Here is an 18102-nt window from a genome sequence, read left to right on the forward strand (position 1 = left end):
TCCCCCATATTAAATGTAAAACCTAAATAAATCATATGAAGTCATTACCAATCCTTATCAGATTTTATTGTTAAATCGTAGGCTAAAGGCTCTTCAATAATTTTTTTAATCTCTTCTAATTTATTAGTTTTCCCAAGCGCCCACATCAATTTTGCTATGATGGCTTCCGTATTCATATCTCCAGACAATATTACTTGATGTTGCGCCACTTTCCGTCCTACTTCATAGAGAAGTATGTCTTCTCCTTCTTCCAGGCATTGAGTAGTAATCACTACAGCAATCCCCATTTCAGTCAACTCTTGAATTTTCGAAAGCAAGTTCCTTCCTTCAAAAGGTAATCCACCGTTTCCAAAACTTTCAATAATAATCCCTTTATACAAATCTTTTAAACAATCAAATACCTCAGGCTTTGTACCTGGATACAATTTCATAAGAAAAACATCCGTACATAAATCAGTATTTATTGAAAGTTCACTATGTGAGGAAGTTGGCTTCCAATGATATTTCACTTCATCTTCATTTACCTCAGCAACATATGGATAATTCACACTTTCAAATGCATCATAACTTTTTGTTCGCATTTTAACTGCTCTCGTCCCAATAATCACCCTACTATCAAAAACAATAAACACACCGCCAACATCCTCACAGGCAAACCTAAGAGCATCAGCTACATTTTTCTTTGCGTCTGTCTTTTTAAAACTAATAGGTACTTGTGAACCTGTTAAAACAACTGGTTTTCTTAAACCTTGCAGCATATAAGATAACGCAGAAGATGTATAAGCTAACGTATCCGTTCCATGTGTAATCACAAACCCGTCATAGTCATCATAGTGATTAAAAACAGCATTAGCTATTTCTTTCCAGTGCTCAGGTTGCATATTGGTACTATCAATATTCATTAAGATTTTGCAATCTATTTCTAAGTTTCGAGAAGACTTCGAAAAATAATTCAATAATTCCTCAGCGGACAATCCTGGAACAAGCCCCTCATTCCCCTCCACAGATGCAATTGTCCCACCAGTTGCAAGTAATAAAATTTTCTTCATACACAACCCCTCCATAAAATAAACAACGATATATCGTTCGCGTAATGCGTATTTATATTTATCATTATAGAACTTAATTTGAATTAATCAAGATTTTGTATTCAATACGCGTACTTTTTTTCTATTCTTGATTCTTTTTCTATGTTATAATTAATTTAATAAAATTAGATGGGGTATGAGACGAATGCTGGAACGTTTATCTAAATTAAGAAAAAATCAAAAATGGTCCTTACAAGAGACAGCAGATCGACTTGGGATTGCGAAAAGCACCTATGCCGGGTATGAAAATGGTTATAGATTACCTTCATTACAATCTTTATCAAAAATAGCCGATTTATTTGATACATCTGTAGATTATATATTAGGTCGAATTGAACATTCACATCAAAACAAAGATGTAATTGATATTACAAGACTCCTAAACGATCCAGATCCAACACTTTTAATAGATGGAGAAGCACTGTCAACAGAAGAGATAATAGATTTTATTGCTTTTGTGAGAAGTAAACGAGAACTAAGTTCCAAGAGAATAGAAAATATTGAACCAACATGTAAAAGTTGATTCAATAAAAAACGAAGACACTGTACTCTTTAAACTTAGAAATACTTAGACAATTAATTTGCAAACGGTTTATATAATGAATTCTTAGCAACTGGCCTCATTCTGGGACTTATACTTGGAAACAATCCCATTGGTTATATGATTCAATTATTTTTCATCATTTGTGTAGTGATAGCAGCTATTTTCGGAGGTTTCACATCCAATAAATCAATTATCATGAAACAAGGATTTCTCGCTATTTTAGCGTTGCTTGCCCTTTTATCTGTCATATAGAACTAAAGCTTTTCAATAAAGGAACTCACTTTTGAAGAATACGCCATTCTTTCTGTAAATTTATAAGAAAGAATGGCGTTTTTGTATGTCTATTTCTGTATCGAAAGAATTTGAAAGTATAACAGAATTCAAACAAGAATTAGCAAAGTATATAAAGTACTATAATCATGAAAGAATCAAGGAAAAATAAAAGGAAATGAATCCAGTATTGTACTAGGCTCATTCCCTAGAGGCTACTTAATAAACCGACCTTTCTAACTTTCGGGGCACAGTCTAGTTGAAGTGCTACAAGCAACGAATTTACTATTTTAAAGTTAAGTGTTTAACCTTGAAGTACTTAAATTCTTTTTTCCAGACAAAGCATACATTATATCTTGATGCTTTATTGTCCTCTTATAATTATGTGGTATCGGAAATTTGTTTCGGTGTTCTTTTATTATAATTATGATTACTATAAGTGATAAAGCTACAGGTATAAAAACGATTAACAAAGCATCTTAATGTTTATGAAATTCTTTGTTAATCGTTTCTCTTCTCCCTAATCTCCTGCGAGACTATATTTTTTTGTTGAAATTTACCATATCTTATTTGATTTATTCTGTAACACCAGATTGGGTTACTTTTACATCAGCTGTTACACGAAAACGTAAATGTTTATAGGATTCTTCCCATTCTTGACTGTTCCATTTTCTTACGTGAGTTCTACCAAGCTTTCTAAGTCCTATAGGATCTGTGTCTTTTTTAATAAATCTCTTTATCAATGTAGTTGCTTTTTTTTCTATTTCTTTTTCCATAATTTTTTCTAATTTTTTTATTTCTTTAGGATTATCTAGATTTTTTGTTTTTGTAAATTCTTGAATTTCAGCTTTAACTTGAATATGAGCATTTACGAATGGATGCTTACTATTCCCTTCCATCTTATATTTTGTTCTAGCCTTTATATTCTCTATCGTGGCGTACGTATTTGAAGAACCAGGTAGCTTGAATTGGTATGTACCTTGTTTAAAATTATCTGTCAACAATTTAAATACAAATAAATCTTTAGGATTCACTTTATCAACCATTTTACATCTTTTAAAAAGTGCTATTCCATCTAACTCCAACACGTTACCTTTTTTAGATATCATCGGTAAATATGAATCTCTCGCATCATCATTAAGTTGGTTTAAAAACATAAAAAAATTTGTTTTTGGTTGCGTTCCATTGTCCATATTTTGCTCCAGTAAAGAGGATAGATAGGAAGCAATTTCTTTTTCTTTAGAATAGTTCCCCTTTAATAATGATTCCCCTTTTACATTTGTAATTGCTAAATAAATTGCATTTCCTACACTAGGATTTCGATTCAAAGTCTCTAAAATTTCCTGCATTCCCTTTTCAATTATTTTTTCATTAAATATAATAACACGCAATTGCCCCAACTCTAGAGGTCCAGAAGACTTTTCGGATGCTCTTGCAAGAACTTCTCTACCAGTCTGGCCTGATGCTGAATAGATTTTCGTTTCACCTTCCCCGCCTCCTTTATAAGCTGAAATCGCAAAGGTTCCTTTTAGCTTACCTTTTGCTTCGGTATCATATGCCGCAACTTGAACTAAGTCAATGTCATCCACAATTTTCGTTTTAGCACAACCTATTAAGAAGACACTTACTATAAGGAAAAGTATCCATCGCTTCATGTTTATCTCCTTAACTTTATTTTGGCGGTTTGAATTAGCCATAATATAGGTAGGTATACATATATATATACAAAGCCAATTTGACCTGTCCAAGTATTTAATAAGTTAATTTTATTACGGTTATTCAAGAAAAATGATAAAACAAAGATGAACAGGATGATAACTGGCAAAACATATTTTTGCTTTATTCCCAGTGCCTCTTTTATACCACGACTTACTCCCCATAATGTAAAGGAAACGTTAGGTAATATAAAAAAAGCCCAAACAGAAACAATAATGTATTCAAACCGCTCTATAAAGGGAAATTGTATAATTTTAATCATGCTTAAATATGCCCATATCGCGCTCGCTAGTTGTTTTTCACTAAAAAACGCAAGAGTTAAAATCATAAGGTATGTGTAGACAATAGTCGTTACTAAATTTGCATAGTGCGCATATTTTTGAGAGGTTCTTGCCTTTTTAATAAATGGGTAGTACAACAATAACATTTCAAATCCAAAAAAACTAAACATATTTCCTTTCATTCCTTTCATGATTTCTAGGAATGAATGCTGTGCAATTGGAAATAAATTCTGAAAATCTGCATACTGCAAAGGATAAAAAAATGTGAAGATTAGAATGCTTGGGATAACGATTCCAAAGAAGCCAATTCCGGCAACTACACGAAATCCTCCAGTCACAATGTAATAACATAGACCCAAAAAAGCCCCTGCTATAATCCAAGATGAAATAGAAGGAAACATCCAAACATGTACTACTTCGATATAAGTATGTAGTGTTGTTGCACCTAACAATATAATATAGGATAAAAAAATGAAGTTAAGCAATCCACCAATCCATTTTCCAAGTACGTCTTGATTGATTGCAATGATATCTCCATTACCCTGATTTAAAATCTGATATATGATCCAAATCATAAGATTAACAGATATTCCAAAAAGCAGCGTACTAATCCACGCATCATTTCCAACTAATTTTGCACTAATCCTTTCAAAACCAAGCATACCAACCCCCATCTGTATAGTAATAATTAAAAAAAACACCATATATGGAGAGACTTGATACTCAATTGGGATCTGTTTCATAATGCTCCTCCCTGTTAATTTCAATCATCAAAATCATTTCGTGATTTGATTTTATTTTTCTCTACCTCTTCTGGATTAAAACGAAAACGCTGTTTAGATCTTGAAAAAATAGGACGTCGAAACATCGCTGAGATCGGCAAACGGATAATGCTGTCTTTCCAATCTGTAGGGCGTGTAGGATAAAAAGGAAACAAATAAGGACGTCTTAATGATTCTGTACGTAATAAACGTGCTAAAAGCAAAGAGCTTGTTAAAACAATTCCTAATAAACCCAACAGGTGTGCAGATATTATAAAAGGAAAACGAATTACTCGAATTGTATTACCAATTCGATATATTGGTGCTGTAAATGAGCTAAGCGCTGAAAGTGCAACAATAATAATAAGTACATTACTTGTAAGACTTGCCTCTACAGATGCCTGTCCAATTACAATACCACCTACTATACCGACAGTTAGACCCACTTTAGTTGGTAAACGTGCCCCCGCTTCTCTCAGTAATTCAATCGTTATTTCTAAAAAAAGCGCTTCAATTAATGGAGGAAAAGGTACTTTACTTCTCGATATGATTAACGTTTCAAGAAGTTCTTTTGGAATAAGCTCGTAATGATATGTTAAGATTGCAACATATAATGGAGTCGTTAAGACAGAAAACATAAAAGCAAAAAGCCTTAATAGACGAAAAAAAGAGGCAATAATCCAAGGCATGGTGTAATCTTCTGTCGTAGAAAAAAAGTCAATTAATGTTGTTGGAAGAGTGATTGCATAAGGTGAGCCATCTACAAAAAGTGCAATTTTCCCTTCTGCCAATACAGCAGCTACACGGTCTGGTCGTTCTGTATTCAAAAATTGAGGAAATATAGAATTCGGGTTGTCTGCAATTAACTGCATCAAATACGTGCTATCCAAAACGTGGTCTGTTTTTATTAGACTCACCCGTTTTATAATTTCTTGTAGATTTTGATCATTTACAATTCCCTCAATATATACAATCGCAACGGTTGTGTTAGATAGAGAGCCTACTTTCAATTCCTTCATTTGTAAATAAGGTGTTGGAAGCTTTCTACGTACTAAATTTAAGTTTACATCTAAATCTTCAACAAACGCGATTTGTGGACCCACGATATTGTATTCAATTTCAGCTTTTGTAATATCTCTTTTTTCTTTCTTTGCCACATTGATTAACAAGCCATTTAATTTATCTGTATCGAACTGAATAAGTATATAGCCGTTTAAAATACTATCCTGAATATCTTCCATTTGATTTGTTATTTTTGAATTTTCAAAGGGTAAGACAGACCGAATATCTTGTAATGAATCGAAGCTCTTCTCTTTTATATAAGTTAAAACCTCTTCATGAAATATATTTACATCGATTAAGGTTCTAAAATATGAAATGACTATAGAGGATTTGTTTGAAGCGATCTCCAACGTTATAAAATCTTTAGATTTTTTTAGTAATTGCATTAATTCCTGCAAAGATTTTATAGAGTGAACAGGTACTTTTTCATGTGGTTTCAATTGATAATACCCTTCCTTTCAAAAAGAACCTATATATAGTTTTTAGAAATTTCTATTTTAAAAATGAGGGATATTTATATGTCAATATGCTCATTAAAAATAATACCTTTTTAACTAACTTAACCAAAATTAGTTAAAAAATGTATTACAAGTAAAAATTTGAAATGTCCCCAAGAAAAATTACAATATTAAAAACATCCTTTCTTTTGGTTCTAAAGAAAGGATGTTTTTATAACAGGCTTTTTCAAGTGTCTATTCTATAGGGTACATTTACCAGTGTTCTTCTCTTTATTATTTCATTAAGTAACATTGGCATTACATTCTGTATGGTTTCTTAAAAAATTTCAGTAAGAGAATATCTTAATTTTGAAGTGTACAAATAGGGAGAGTGACTTCAACTGTAGTCCCCTTATTCACTTCACTCTCAATAAATACCTTCCCCTGATGTGTTTCAATGATTTTATAACAGATCATTAACCCTAAGCCAATCCCCTCTTCTTTAATACTATAAAAAGGTTCTCCGAGGTATGGTATACGTTCTTTTGGAATCCCACACCCTTGATCGATAAAACGAATACTTACTTGATTATTATCAAGTATATTTAATTGAATCAGAATTTCTCCTCCCATCGGCATAGATTCAATTGCATTTTTTAATATATTAACAAATACTTGCTTTAATTGATTTCCTTCACATGAAATCAATGGAATACCAGGGTTAAGATCGATTCTAATTTTTATATTATTCATCATTGCTTGAGGTTGTAGTAGCATTAAAACTTGATCCATTAGCACACTAATATCATTAGGTTTTATTTTTACCACCTGTGGTTTGGCTACCGCCATAAATTCAGTTGTTATGCTCTCTATACGCTCAATCTCTGATGATACTATATTTATATAACCTTGATTATTTTCATTTTCCGTTGATTTTAGTAATTGCATGAACCCTTTCATTGCAGTTAATGGATTATTAATCTCATGAGCCATTACAGTCGCTAATTGTCCTACAACAGCAAGTTTTTCAGATTTTCGTAATAATTCTTCTGTTTTTAGCCGTTCAGTGATATCACGAGAAATACTTAGGAAAACTTTTTTACCATTTAAGTTAAAAACACGAACACTAAACTCAGTTGTTATTACTTTTCCTGTTGGAAAAACATATTCATCTTGCAAAGTGAAGGAAGTTTGTCCCTTTTTAATTTTTTCTAATAACCTTACGATTATTTGAGAATCTTGTGGTACTATATTTGAAAATGATAATGAGAGCAACTCTTCTCTACTATATCCAAATCTTCTACACCCAACAGGGTTTACCTCAATAAATCGACTTGGAGCATTATCTTCATTCAGCTCTACTACATATACCGCATCAGTTGCTTGTTCAATTAGTGCACGGTACTTCATTTCACTATCTCTTAATTGCTGGTGTAATCGATGTCGTTCTCTTTCTGCTTGTTTTCTTTCAGAGATGTCTCTACATATTGCTGATAAAGCTATCACATTTCCTCTTACATCTAGTATAGGAGAAACTGTCAGACTGACATCAAGAAGACTCCCATCGCTCCTTTGTCTAACAGTTTCTAATCTAGTAACCACAGATTCACCTGTTAGAATTTTCTGAATATTTTTAAGTGATTCTTCCATTAAAAAATCTGGTACACAAGGTAATCTCTTACCTATGATTTCTTGTGATGACCACCCAAATATCTTTTCATAAGCTTTATTGGCTTGTAAAATATGCCCTTCTCGATCAGAAATGGTAATAGCATCTAGATTGTGCTTTATAAATGATTCCAATAATTCTTTGGTAGCGCTTAATTCTGATTCTACCTTTTTCCTTTCGGTTATATCAACTGTAGAACCAACAACTTCAATAACTTGTCCATTTCGTTTAATCGGCCTAAGCGCAATAAGAATAATAGTTTTATCATTTGGCCAAGGTAATTCAAATATAATTTCTTTTCCTTCCCATGCCTGAAGATAGTACTTCATCAATTGTGGAACTAAATGTGGAGGAACAATAGAAGCATCAATAGTACGTAAGCTTTTTCCTACCACCTGTTCAGAATAAAATCCGTTTTGATAATAAAACTGTCCATCACATAAAGTGTGTATAAAGTGCTTACCCACTTTTTTAAATTTAAAAATTCCTCCTTGAAGCTCATGTACGGTATCTGCAAGTTCTTGCTTCGATTTTTTTAATTCTCGATTCATTTTAGATAAGTCCTGTGTTAAATAATACAATCTCTGGTAGGCTTCCATAAGAAATAGCCCAATTAAAAGTCCTAACGCTATATATAATAAGCCTCCTGTGTAAAGTAATGTAGTATTAAATAATACGCCAACTAACCACTTTATTCCAATAAAAACAGAAAAATATAACGATGCACTTTTAAAAGGATGTAGTTTTTTAAAATAAGTTTTAAAGGTAGAAAATAGAATCCCCATACCTAAATAAGCAATCACAGGAGGTTCCCAGTACCCTCCTGTGTAAAAGATACGCATTACAATTATGCTAATTAACGTAATCCAACCAGCAATACGACCAAAGTAAATAAAAGATAGAATAAGAGGAACAACTCGAAGATCGTAGGAAAATCCCATGTATGGAAAAGAAAAGAACATTAACGTAACTGCAATAATCCCTCCATAGAGCTTTTCAAAATATCGACTAGAATTAATTGTAAACACTTGAATAAATATTGCTGCGCTAACTAGTAAAGAAAAAATAGAAAGGTTGATGAAATAATCTTTAATAATCATGTAATGTCCCTCCTTGCATTAAGTGTATTCGACAAAAAAGCTAAAAATCCTACAAATTGTATAAACAGTTCAAATGCATAAATTTTAAACTAGGATAAAATCTAGAAAAGTAAATAAGGGGCACAGCAGATGAGATATTTTAATAAAAAATAGTTCAAAAAAGATAATAGTAACCGTTGACTACTATTATCTTTTTTCTTTAAGTTATCGTAATACGTATGAAACTCTAAGGGACGTGGTATGTCATTTCATCAAACAATGATTATATGCTGAGTCATGAATATAGAAATTTCAGCAGTAATTTTTGAAAAATAACATAAAAAACAAAACTATCTTTGAAAATGGAAAAAATCTATATGAATGTCAACTAATCTATGTACAAAAACGTTCACTTAATTTTGCATAAAATCACTCCACTTAGGAAGCTAAGTAGTTCTTCAAGGTCGATAAGAACACCTGTAGATGCTTCAGGATAACTACATAATTGTATGGGTAATGTACTTGAAACCTTTCGGTAAAACCATACACATAATACAACTAACTCCTTGGTTCAATATTTACTTTTTCTTGAGCAAAATATTCTAGGATATAAGGAGATTTTTCGATTAACTTGGTGTCTAGTTTATTCTCCAGCTCCAATTACTTCGTTACTTTCAGATTCAGTTCATTATATTTTGTACTTTGTCTTTATACACAACATATTCTTTACCATCCACTACTGCTACTACCGCAAATTCATCATTTGGATTGAATGAAAGCCAATCAGCCCACATGTTAGTATTAGCCCCTCCACTCCACATATTATGAACAGTGTTTTTCGTTAAATTCATAACTTTATAAGACGCATTTGGCGCATTTGTTCCAGTCTTTATTTCAAAAGTGTATGCGTTATGAATTTTTTTATAAAAGTAGAAAACGTTTGATGGACGAAGCTGATTCAAAAAATCCTGTTCTTTTTTCTCTGCAATTTTTATCCCTTCTTGCAAAGTGACAACATCTGTTTTTAATGTTTTCCAACTGTTTTTCGCTGCATTCAAGCTAGGGGTTAAGAATTTATATTTATTTTGATCAGCTTTTTGATCAGCTTTATCAATATGTCCCAGTACACCCGAATATTGAGAATCTAAATCCTCCCATTGCGTAGACATATAAGTAAGAGCAGTGATAGCACTATCAAGCATACTATGCATATCACTAATATTATGAAATGCAACTCCAACTACACGATTCAATGTTATTTTATAATCTACAGTCTGACGCAATTTTGCTAATTCAGGTTCTAGCCAACCTAACTTACCTCTTGCATCACCTATCATTATGCCACCAGCAATCAAGGTTGGAATAAAGGGGATTTTCACCATGTCTAACCCCTTAGATTCTATGTCTTTCTGATATTTTACTTGTCCTAAAAGGTCCTCTAGACGCTTTTGGTCCGCCTCCACATCAGCACCTTGGTTTTTTAAAATCGATTGCAATGTCTCTTTATGACTTCCAAATGTTCTAACATCTTCTCCAATAGCATTTTTTAATTGAATTAATTCTTCTATTAATGCTTTTGCAGACTTTTGATTTTGTTGAATTCCTCCCTGTAAATCTGTAATCCCTTTTTTTAAAGTATCTCCATTTCCAGTATTGATCGCCTCTACTAATGTTTCATAATAATTTTCAAATTTTGTATCGTATTCTATAATGCCTGTCAATGTATCAAAAAGCTGTTTTTTTACTTGTGTATTCCATGTAACAGCATGTGCTCTTGCATTCTTTTGATCTTGTACAATTTTACTAGGTAAATCTGCATTTCCATTAATAGTTATTCCTTCAAAACTCACATCTGGATTATTAATTAGCAAATAAGAATATTCATTCATAGCTTTTGCAAATAAACCAGCATCTTGCAAAGCTTTTTTCATCTGTTCTTCATTTGCTGAAAGAGACATATTTTCAGTGTTCGTTTGTTCAATTTCAATTGCAAAAGTTTCTAGTGGTATGACTGCATAAGTAGTTGTTATAGTTAAAAACGCTGATACAGCGAGTAGTTTATTAGGGATTTTTTTCATCATTTCGTTTTCCTCCTATATAAGGTATGGTTTCAAGTTCTAATCTTATTAAAAAGCGATGTCTTTCAAAATGAGTTCTACATCTTTTATCAGTATCGTTTGAACTTTCTTTAGCAGCCTTCAAATCATTAAGTATTAAAGAAAATGTAGCTTCAAATTAACCGATTCTGTTGCAAATTTTAAAAAAGCAATTAAACTACAAGGTTATTTTTTATTCGAATCATACTTATATATAATTGAAAGGCGAAGTCTTTAATGAGACTCCGCCTTTCTGTTATATAAGGATTTATTAATTATTACTTTTCTGTTTAACAGTGTAATCATAGACTTTCTATGTTTTAGTTCACTTTACAACAGAATTAATATTTCCCTATTTTTGTGGAGTAACAGTTTCCACTTTTAATTCCTTTATTCCTTCTTTTAATGTAACAGCATCTGTTCGTAATGTTTTCCAACTGTCTTTCGCTGCATTTAAATTAGGTTTTAAGAATTTAAATTTATTTTGATCGGCTTTTTGAGCTGCATTCTCAATATGCCCTAGAACGCCCGAATATTGAGAATCTAAATCATGCCACTGCGTGGACATATAAGTAAGAGCGTTAATAGCATCATCAAGCGCCTTGTGCATTTCATTAATATTACTGTAAGCAACTCCAACTACACGATTTAAGGTTACTTTATAATCCACGGTCTGACGTAATTCTGCTAATAAAGGCTCTAACTTACCTAAATTATCCCTTGCTACTCCCACTATGATACCGCCAATTATTGGTAGACCCAAAATAGCGCCCTTCATTACATTAAACCCATCAGATTCTAATTGTTTATAATAGTTTACTGATCCTAATACTTCTTCTAGACGCTTTTGATCGGCATCAACATCTGCACCTTGATTTTTTAAAATTGACTGCAAGAGCTCTTTATTACTTCCAAATGCTCTAACATCGTGTCCAATAGAGTCTCTTAATTTAGTTAATTCTTCTATTAGTTGTTGTGCATACTTTTGATTTTGTTGAATTTCACCTCGTAAATCTGTAATCCCTTCTTTTAAAGTTTCTCCATCTCCTGTATTAATCGCCTCTATCATTGTTTCATAATAATTATCAAATGTTGTATCGTATTCAACAATACCATTCAATGTATCTAAAAGCTGTTTTTTTACTTTCGTATCCCAAGTAACGGCATGTGCCCTTGCATTCTTTTGATCTTGTACGATTCTACCAGGTAAATCTACATACCCATTAATGGTAATTCCCTCAAAATTCACATCAGGATTCTTAATTAACATATAAGAATAGGCATTCATAGATTTTGCAAATAATCCAGCCTTTTGCAAGGTCTCTTTCATTCTCACTTCATTTGCAGAAAGTGCTGTATCTTCATTGTTCGTTTGTTCAATTTCACTTGCAAAAGTTGTTACTGGTGAAACTACATTAGCAGTTGTAATAGTTAATAACGTCGATACAGCGAGTAATTTGTAAGGGATTTTTTTTATCATTTCATTTTCCTCCAATTTAGGTTTTAAATTTCAGTTCTACTCCTGTTTAAAAGCAATATCTTTTGAAATGAATTCTGCATCTTTATGAATATCATTCCAACTTTCTTTAGCGGCTTTTAAATCATCTGGTATTAAAGAGAATTTGTGGTCTTGCATAGAATCGATATTATCCAATAAATCTGTATAATTTGCACCCATTGTATTCCATTGCTTTTGAATATTTGTTAGAGACAATATCGCTTGATCTACAGTCTGATATAAATATGCCAATGTTTCTTTCGCGTTAGTAAGCGAAAGAACTGCTTGATTAGCACGATCTGCTTTCATACTTAATTCTCCGATTTTGTTAGAAATTTCATTATAGGAGTCCATATGCTTAGATGCTGTGACACCAGCCGCTGTTCCTAGACCAATACCAGCTGCACCAAGAGCCGAGAGTCCACCAACAACAGCCGGTGTTGCTGTACCGCCAGTTACAACAATAACTACCGCTCCTCCAATAGCTGCAATAACTAAAATAGCTGCTCCCAATCCACCACCAATTGACCATGCTAATACATCATCAAAATGTTTTTTCTGAGTAGAACGAAGTTGCTCAATTTCAGCTTGAAGTTGTGGAATCGTTGCCTGTTGACCTGCTAATATTGCAGTTAATCCACCTTTCCCATCTGGACCACCAACATTATTTTTAAAATCTGTAGAATTTTGATATAGTTTCCCTTTGAAGTCTTGTAGCATCTTAATCACATCTGTAACTTCTTTTGAATTTGTATTGATTGTAGTAATTAAATCATTTATACCCTCTTTTAGACCTGCCTTATCTTTCTTTTGTACAGTTTCTACTAATGTGTCGTAATAATTTTGAAATTGTTCATCGTAATTTACAATATTACGAGCAGTTTTTTGAATCTGTGGCTTCGCTGTATCTAACCAGTAATTCGCATTGATTCGTGACAGCTCTTGATTAAGGTGAATATTTTTGAGCAACTCTCCCCCCTCTGACCCTAAATCGATATTAGATAAATTTACATTTGGTTGCTTAATCATTGTTTTTGCATATAAATCCATTACTAGAATATGAGACCCTGTTTCAGCCAATGCTTTCTTCAGTCCTTCGGGGCCTAATGCATAATTGCCTACTTTTTGTTCTTGAGCGGTCGTTTCTTGTGCAAATGCATGAATAGTGTTACCGGTAGTAGCAGTTATAACAGTTGCTAATGTAGCTAAAGTTAGTACTTTGAATGGAAATTTTTTCATGACTATTCTCCTTCTTTCGCTAAATGCTTATAATCTTTATGAATTCCCCAAAAACGCAATATTAAAATTTATATACTTGTTCTTCAAGGTAACTTATTACATTTTTTAATTGTCTTAATGTATCTTTTTGAGACTGCTCGTTAGTTGTATCAACATTAGTAGATAATTTTGTAATGCTATTTTTTATTAGATTTAAATCTTCTTTATAGCGCTTTAGTAGATCAAGTTCTACATCTACTTGATTTGCAAACGTATGCAAATCATTTTGTGTAAGAAGAAGCATTGATTTTTGTAAATCAGCTATTGATAATTTCGTTGTTAAATCATATATTTTTTGATTTTGTTTCTCTAAATCATCTAAATATGCTCGCTGTTCTGCTGTTAATTTATTTACTTCAGCAAAAACGCCAAATGTTTTCTTAATCTTTTCGGTATCAATGGCTTTCATCAGGTCATACTCTTGTGTTTTTGCTGCGGCTGCGGCTGCTATTTCACCTTGTTTGCTTTTCTCAATTGCTTCACGAGCTGCTTTTTTTGCTGATTCAATCTCTAGAGCAGTTTTACCTTGTTCTGTCGCTTCTTGCGCCGCTTTTTTCTCCGCTTCTAGAATAGAGTTGTTAATTTCTTTTCCTTTGTTATACGCTGCCACCCCTGCTTGAGCAGCCGGTTCAATAATTTCTTTTGAAAGACTATAAACTTCTTTGAATATAGCAAATCCCTGCTCATTTAAAGCTCCTGGTATTAATGCAATTTGCTGTAAATCATTTTGAATTGCTTTTTTGGTATTTAATATTTCATTTTTTAACTGATCTATTTTTCCTGTTCCATCTGTACTTAGTATGCCTTGCGCAGTTGCCACATCAGTATCAAAATCTTTTAATTTTTTATCAAGCTGTAATTTAAGATCTGTTAATTCATTGATTTGTCGTTGCGCATTTTCTTGATTCGTCATAGCCATTTCTTGAAGTACTTCAAGTCTATCCGAAAACCCTTCTCTATCTTCTTTATTGTCTACAAACGATTTTAATGTCGGGTAATAACTATTAAATTTTGTTACAAATCCTTTACTTTTTGAATTTAATAGAATTAACTGTGGATAAAGTTCCGATGACCATTCCTTCATATCTTGTTTGATTAGGAATTGATTGGTATTTAAAGCTGGGACTTCCTCTAGCTGTACATTAGGACTCATTAAAGATTGATCAATATACGTTTGGACTAATTTAGAATGCGCACCTAATTTTCGTAATGATGAAGAAATATCCATGTTTTCTTGTTGAGTTTCTGCTTGAACGATTGGTGTTGCGAGAGTATTGATAGGAATAGTTGCTCCAGTTACAATGGATGTGACTAATAATCCTGTCATTATTTTAGTTTTCATTCCGTACACTCCTTTACCATTGTTTTTATAACTTAATTCATATAACTTGTACGACCGCTCTCTTTGTAAACTGAATAAGAAGGAGAAATCTTTCAGATACGTTAATATCGTTGTTTTTTACTTCTAATAGGATGTAAGGATTTTATTTATCTCTCATTTCGATACTCTATTTTTTTAAATATAAATAACAAAAATTTATTAACTATATTTGAATCAGGCACCTTATGAGTAGTAAATTATTAATTCTTTCCTAAAGTTGCGGTTTAACTTACAGAATCGTGAGGATCAATAAACCAATGCTTACAGTTAATCTTGTCATAACATTGTTTAATTTCAATTTGATAATATCCCTCTTAGTTTTGTCAGCAAACTCCTTACTAGACAACAAAAGATGAAATTATACTGTACATTGCTTATACTTTTATTGCGGAATAACTTCACTTTTGTTATGCAGAAACTTAGAACACGTTTATTACCAATTTGATTCTTGACCTCTTATAAATAAATTGACTATTTAGAAAATTATTAAAGGCATAATGTTACTTACAACTTCACTATAATTCCTATTAGCGTAACCTTCTCCTTTCTGTCTGGTCATACCAGTTATGTTGTTCATTAAAACATTAAATTTTTAATGCGTAAATAGAAAAATTTTGTCGATTAAGCTCGATAATTTACTGTTAAATAAAAATATGTCCCGAAAAAAATTATATAAATATAGTTATTCGTAAATTTCATTTCTGTAATTGGAATGATTACAAATTAATGTGTATACGGTTAAAAATAACTATTTTAGCTCAACCAAGAAATTTTATTTTAGAAAAAATACTTATAGAATAATATAATAGGTCTTTTTATACTTTTTTACCTTTATTTACTTATGTATAATTGCATAAAATGTAGATATATTTAGTAATATATGTTATATTGTTGATTTTTTACAAAACATCCTAATATCATTATTAATGAATATCTAATATGAAGATATTAGTCTATAAACTTATCTTCGTTATAAACGTAGGTTTTTAATTACAAAAAAGCTGCAAAGCTTCCTTGGAACACTTTGCAGCCTTCTGTCTTTTTATTTCCTTTAGCAAAATAACGGTTAGTGTATTTTTTCAAATTAACAATATGGTACAAAGATTTCCATTGAGCTTTTGCTCACATATGTGTTTATAAAGTCTTCAAGAGCTATTTGTTTGAGCTGACATCAGACTAGTTTATCTGATTCAGAACTATACCGATAAATTCAGCACATGATTGTTATTAAAAAAATAGATATACTTTGTTTCTCCATTATTTTTCTAACTCCTAAAAATTGAAACTGTTCCGCTAACAAGATAATATCTGGTTAATCTCATACGTCTATTTGAATACAAGTTCTTTTTCTAGACAAATCACAAACTCTTTCTAGCGTAATAAGTCCAGTATTTTCATCTTTTGGGATACTTACACCCATGTTTAAGTCTTTACATTGGAGACAGCAAATAACAAGCTTATATTATTGTATATTTTTCACGGTACTGCCTAGGAGTCATGCTAGTGATTTTTTTGAAAACTCTTATAAAATAACTTTGGTCATTAAAGTTAAGCCAAGCACAGATATCTGATAACGAATAAGTAGTGAGGGTTAATAATTTCTTTGCTTCTTCCACTCGTTCCCTTTGAATATATTCGCTTAAAGTAATTCCCATTTCTTTTTTAAATAGTTTAGACAGATAAGTAGGCGTAATTTCTAAATGATTAGCAAGTTCATTCAGAGATATTCCATCGTAAACATTTTTATTAATATGTTTTATACATGTAGTAACCGCGTAAGAATACTTTTTTGCATTGTATTCTTTCACACGATCTGCAAAGGTACGTAAAGCGTCCCCTGATAATCGCTTTACAGATTCTACATTATCTAATTGTTCTAGGGTTTGTATATATAAAATACTATGGGCAAAAGCAATATCTGGTGGCAGATTTCCTTCTATTGCATATCGAGTGGCTAAGGTAATCGCAATAATTCCAAGGTTTTTTTGATTCCTGAGCGGATCCTCTACTAGCATAAGTTCAACATCTTCTTGCGAAACCGCATACATATACTGTATTAACTTTTTTTTATTTCCTTCTTTGATAGTCGAAAAGAAATCATTTACTAATGCCATATTGTGCGTTTTAGGTTTGTTTTGTCGACGTTTTAAAATATATAAATCAGGTTTCACATTTTTATTAGGAGTTTCCTCTAGTACTTTATTTTTTTCCAAGACAATATCTACATCTAACTTTTCATTGAAGATCATGTAATGTAATAAAATTCCCATATCAATTAATGTAGTTTTTTTAATCTCAGATAAACACTGATAATAGGCAAGTCTTTCTTGAATGTTATCATTTGATTTAAATTCTTTCTGAAATTTTATGATCATATCATCTGAATCTTTTGAATGTATAGTAGGACCGATTATAATAGTCCCTTTAATATCATCATGATTTTCTATATGAATTAGAACAAAATTTTCAAGATAGTTGTTGCTTCGAAAAAGTGGCAAGTTACAGGGATCGTTTTCTTGATAAATATCACTAAGATGTTCTTCTTTTGAAGAATAAAAAGGACTACAAACATTATCAGATGTAGAATGATATAAAATTTTTCTGTCTGCAGATAAAATATGTACAGGGGCATTAAATGCTTTATGTGCAAGATCACACAAGTGTTGTATATCGATAGAAGTATTCATTACATTCTCCTTTATAGATCCATAAAATATATTTTGTTATATATAATTCACGACAAATAATACTATAAAATATCAAATTAGTACAATTCACAACAAAATATTACTATATCTTTTTTATAAAAATCATATATTATTTAATTGTAGTTAGCATCTAAATATCAGAGTAGATAAGTAAAGGAAATACACTAAGTTCTTTTCTTAATTCTACAAAATATAATTATTGAACTTGAGAAAACAGTGAAGTACTTCAAAATA

General features: G+C 31.6%; 11 protein-coding genes and 3 pseudogenes. 3 read left to right on the top strand and 11 right to left on the bottom strand.

Going from position 1 to position 18102, the window contains the following annotated elements; genetic code table 11:
* Positions 1–44: 44 nt before the first annotated feature.
* Positions 45–1049 (bottom strand): asparaginase, encoded by a 1005-nt coding sequence (gene ansA / locus MKY21_RS15530; RefSeq protein ID WP_000722300.1) that lies wholly within the window; start codon positions 1047–1049, stop codon positions 45–47.
* Between the two features lie 184 nt (positions 1050–1233).
* Between ansA and ansR the strand changes: the two genes are divergently transcribed.
* The 3 genes and pseudogenes from ansR to MKY21_RS31195 form a co-directional block, all read left to right on the top strand.
* Positions 1234–1611 (top strand): HTH-type transcriptional regulator AnsR, encoded by a 378-nt coding sequence (gene ansR, locus MKY21_RS15535; RefSeq protein WP_000893569.1) that lies wholly within the window; start codon positions 1234–1236, stop codon positions 1609–1611.
* Between the two features lie 57 nt (positions 1612–1668).
* Positions 1669–1884: pseudogene (locus tag MKY21_RS15540) on the top strand (DUF1304 domain-containing protein); the annotation flags it as partial.
* A 103-nt stretch (positions 1885–1987) separates the two neighbouring features.
* Positions 1988–2074, top strand: a pseudogene (locus MKY21_RS31195) (IS3 family transposase); the annotation flags it as partial.
* 403 nt (positions 2075–2477) lie between these two features.
* On the opposite strand, the gene MKY21_RS15545 reads toward MKY21_RS31195, so the two are convergent.
* The 10 genes and pseudogenes from MKY21_RS15545 to MKY21_RS15590 form a co-directional block, all read right to left on the bottom strand.
* On the bottom strand, positions 2478–3557 hold the full coding sequence (locus MKY21_RS15545) for a Ger(x)C family spore germination protein (RefSeq protein WP_000832878.1): 1080 nt from the start codon (positions 3555–3557) through the stop codon (positions 2478–2480).
* Positions 3558–3559: 2 nt separating this feature from the next.
* Positions 3560–4642, bottom strand: a complete 1083-nt coding sequence (locus tag MKY21_RS15550) for a GerAB/ArcD/ProY family transporter (protein WP_000809701.1) — start codon at positions 4640–4642, stop codon at positions 3560–3562.
* A 20-nt stretch (positions 4643–4662) separates the two neighbouring features.
* Complete coding sequence (locus tag MKY21_RS15555; RefSeq protein ID WP_000802295.1) at positions 4663–6162, bottom strand: spore germination protein; 1500 nt, start codon at positions 6160–6162, stop codon at positions 4663–4665.
* Positions 6163–6522: 360 nt separating this feature from the next.
* Positions 6523–8928 (bottom strand): PAS domain S-box protein, encoded by a 2406-nt coding sequence (locus tag MKY21_RS15560; RefSeq protein ID WP_000584299.1) that lies wholly within the window; start codon positions 8926–8928, stop codon positions 6523–6525.
* Between the two features lie 430 nt (positions 8929–9358).
* Positions 9359–9505: pseudogene (locus MKY21_RS15565) on the bottom strand (IS4 family transposase); the annotation flags it as partial.
* A gap of 82 nt (positions 9506–9587) precedes the next feature.
* Entirely contained in the window at positions 9588–10988 is a 1401-nt protein-coding gene (gene hblB, locus MKY21_RS15570; protein WP_000976163.1) for a hemolysin BL regulatory component HblB, read from the bottom strand.
* A 367-nt stretch (positions 10989–11355) separates the two neighbouring features.
* Positions 11356–12483 carry a hemolysin BL binding component B gene (hblA, locus tag MKY21_RS15575; protein ID WP_000591968.1) on the bottom strand — a complete coding sequence of 376 codons (1128 nt, stop codon included), beginning with the start codon at positions 12481–12483 and terminating at the stop codon, positions 11356–11358.
* A gap of 36 nt (positions 12484–12519) precedes the next feature.
* Positions 12520–13740 carry a hemolytic enterotoxin HBL lytic component L1 gene (hblD, locus tag MKY21_RS15580; RefSeq protein ID WP_000714435.1) on the bottom strand — a complete coding sequence of 407 codons (1221 nt, stop codon included), beginning with the start codon at positions 13738–13740 and terminating at the stop codon, positions 12520–12522.
* Positions 13741–13801: 61 nt separating this feature from the next.
* The gene (hblC, locus tag MKY21_RS15585; RefSeq protein WP_341076739.1) at positions 13802–15121 is read right to left on the bottom strand and encodes a hemolytic enterotoxin HBL lytic component L2; all 1320 of its coding nucleotides are present in this window, start codon (positions 15119–15121) and stop codon (positions 13802–13804) included.
* A gap of 1496 nt (positions 15122–16617) precedes the next feature.
* Entirely contained in the window at positions 16618–17847 is a 1230-nt protein-coding gene (locus MKY21_RS15590) for a helix-turn-helix domain-containing protein (RefSeq protein WP_001097905.1), read from the bottom strand.
* Positions 17848–18102 lie beyond the last annotated feature (255 nt).

The sequence above is a fragment of the Bacillus sp. FSL R9-9497 genome (assembly GCF_038005805.1).
GTDB lineage: Bacteria > Bacillota > Bacilli > Bacillales > Bacillaceae_G > Bacillus_A > Bacillus_A cereus.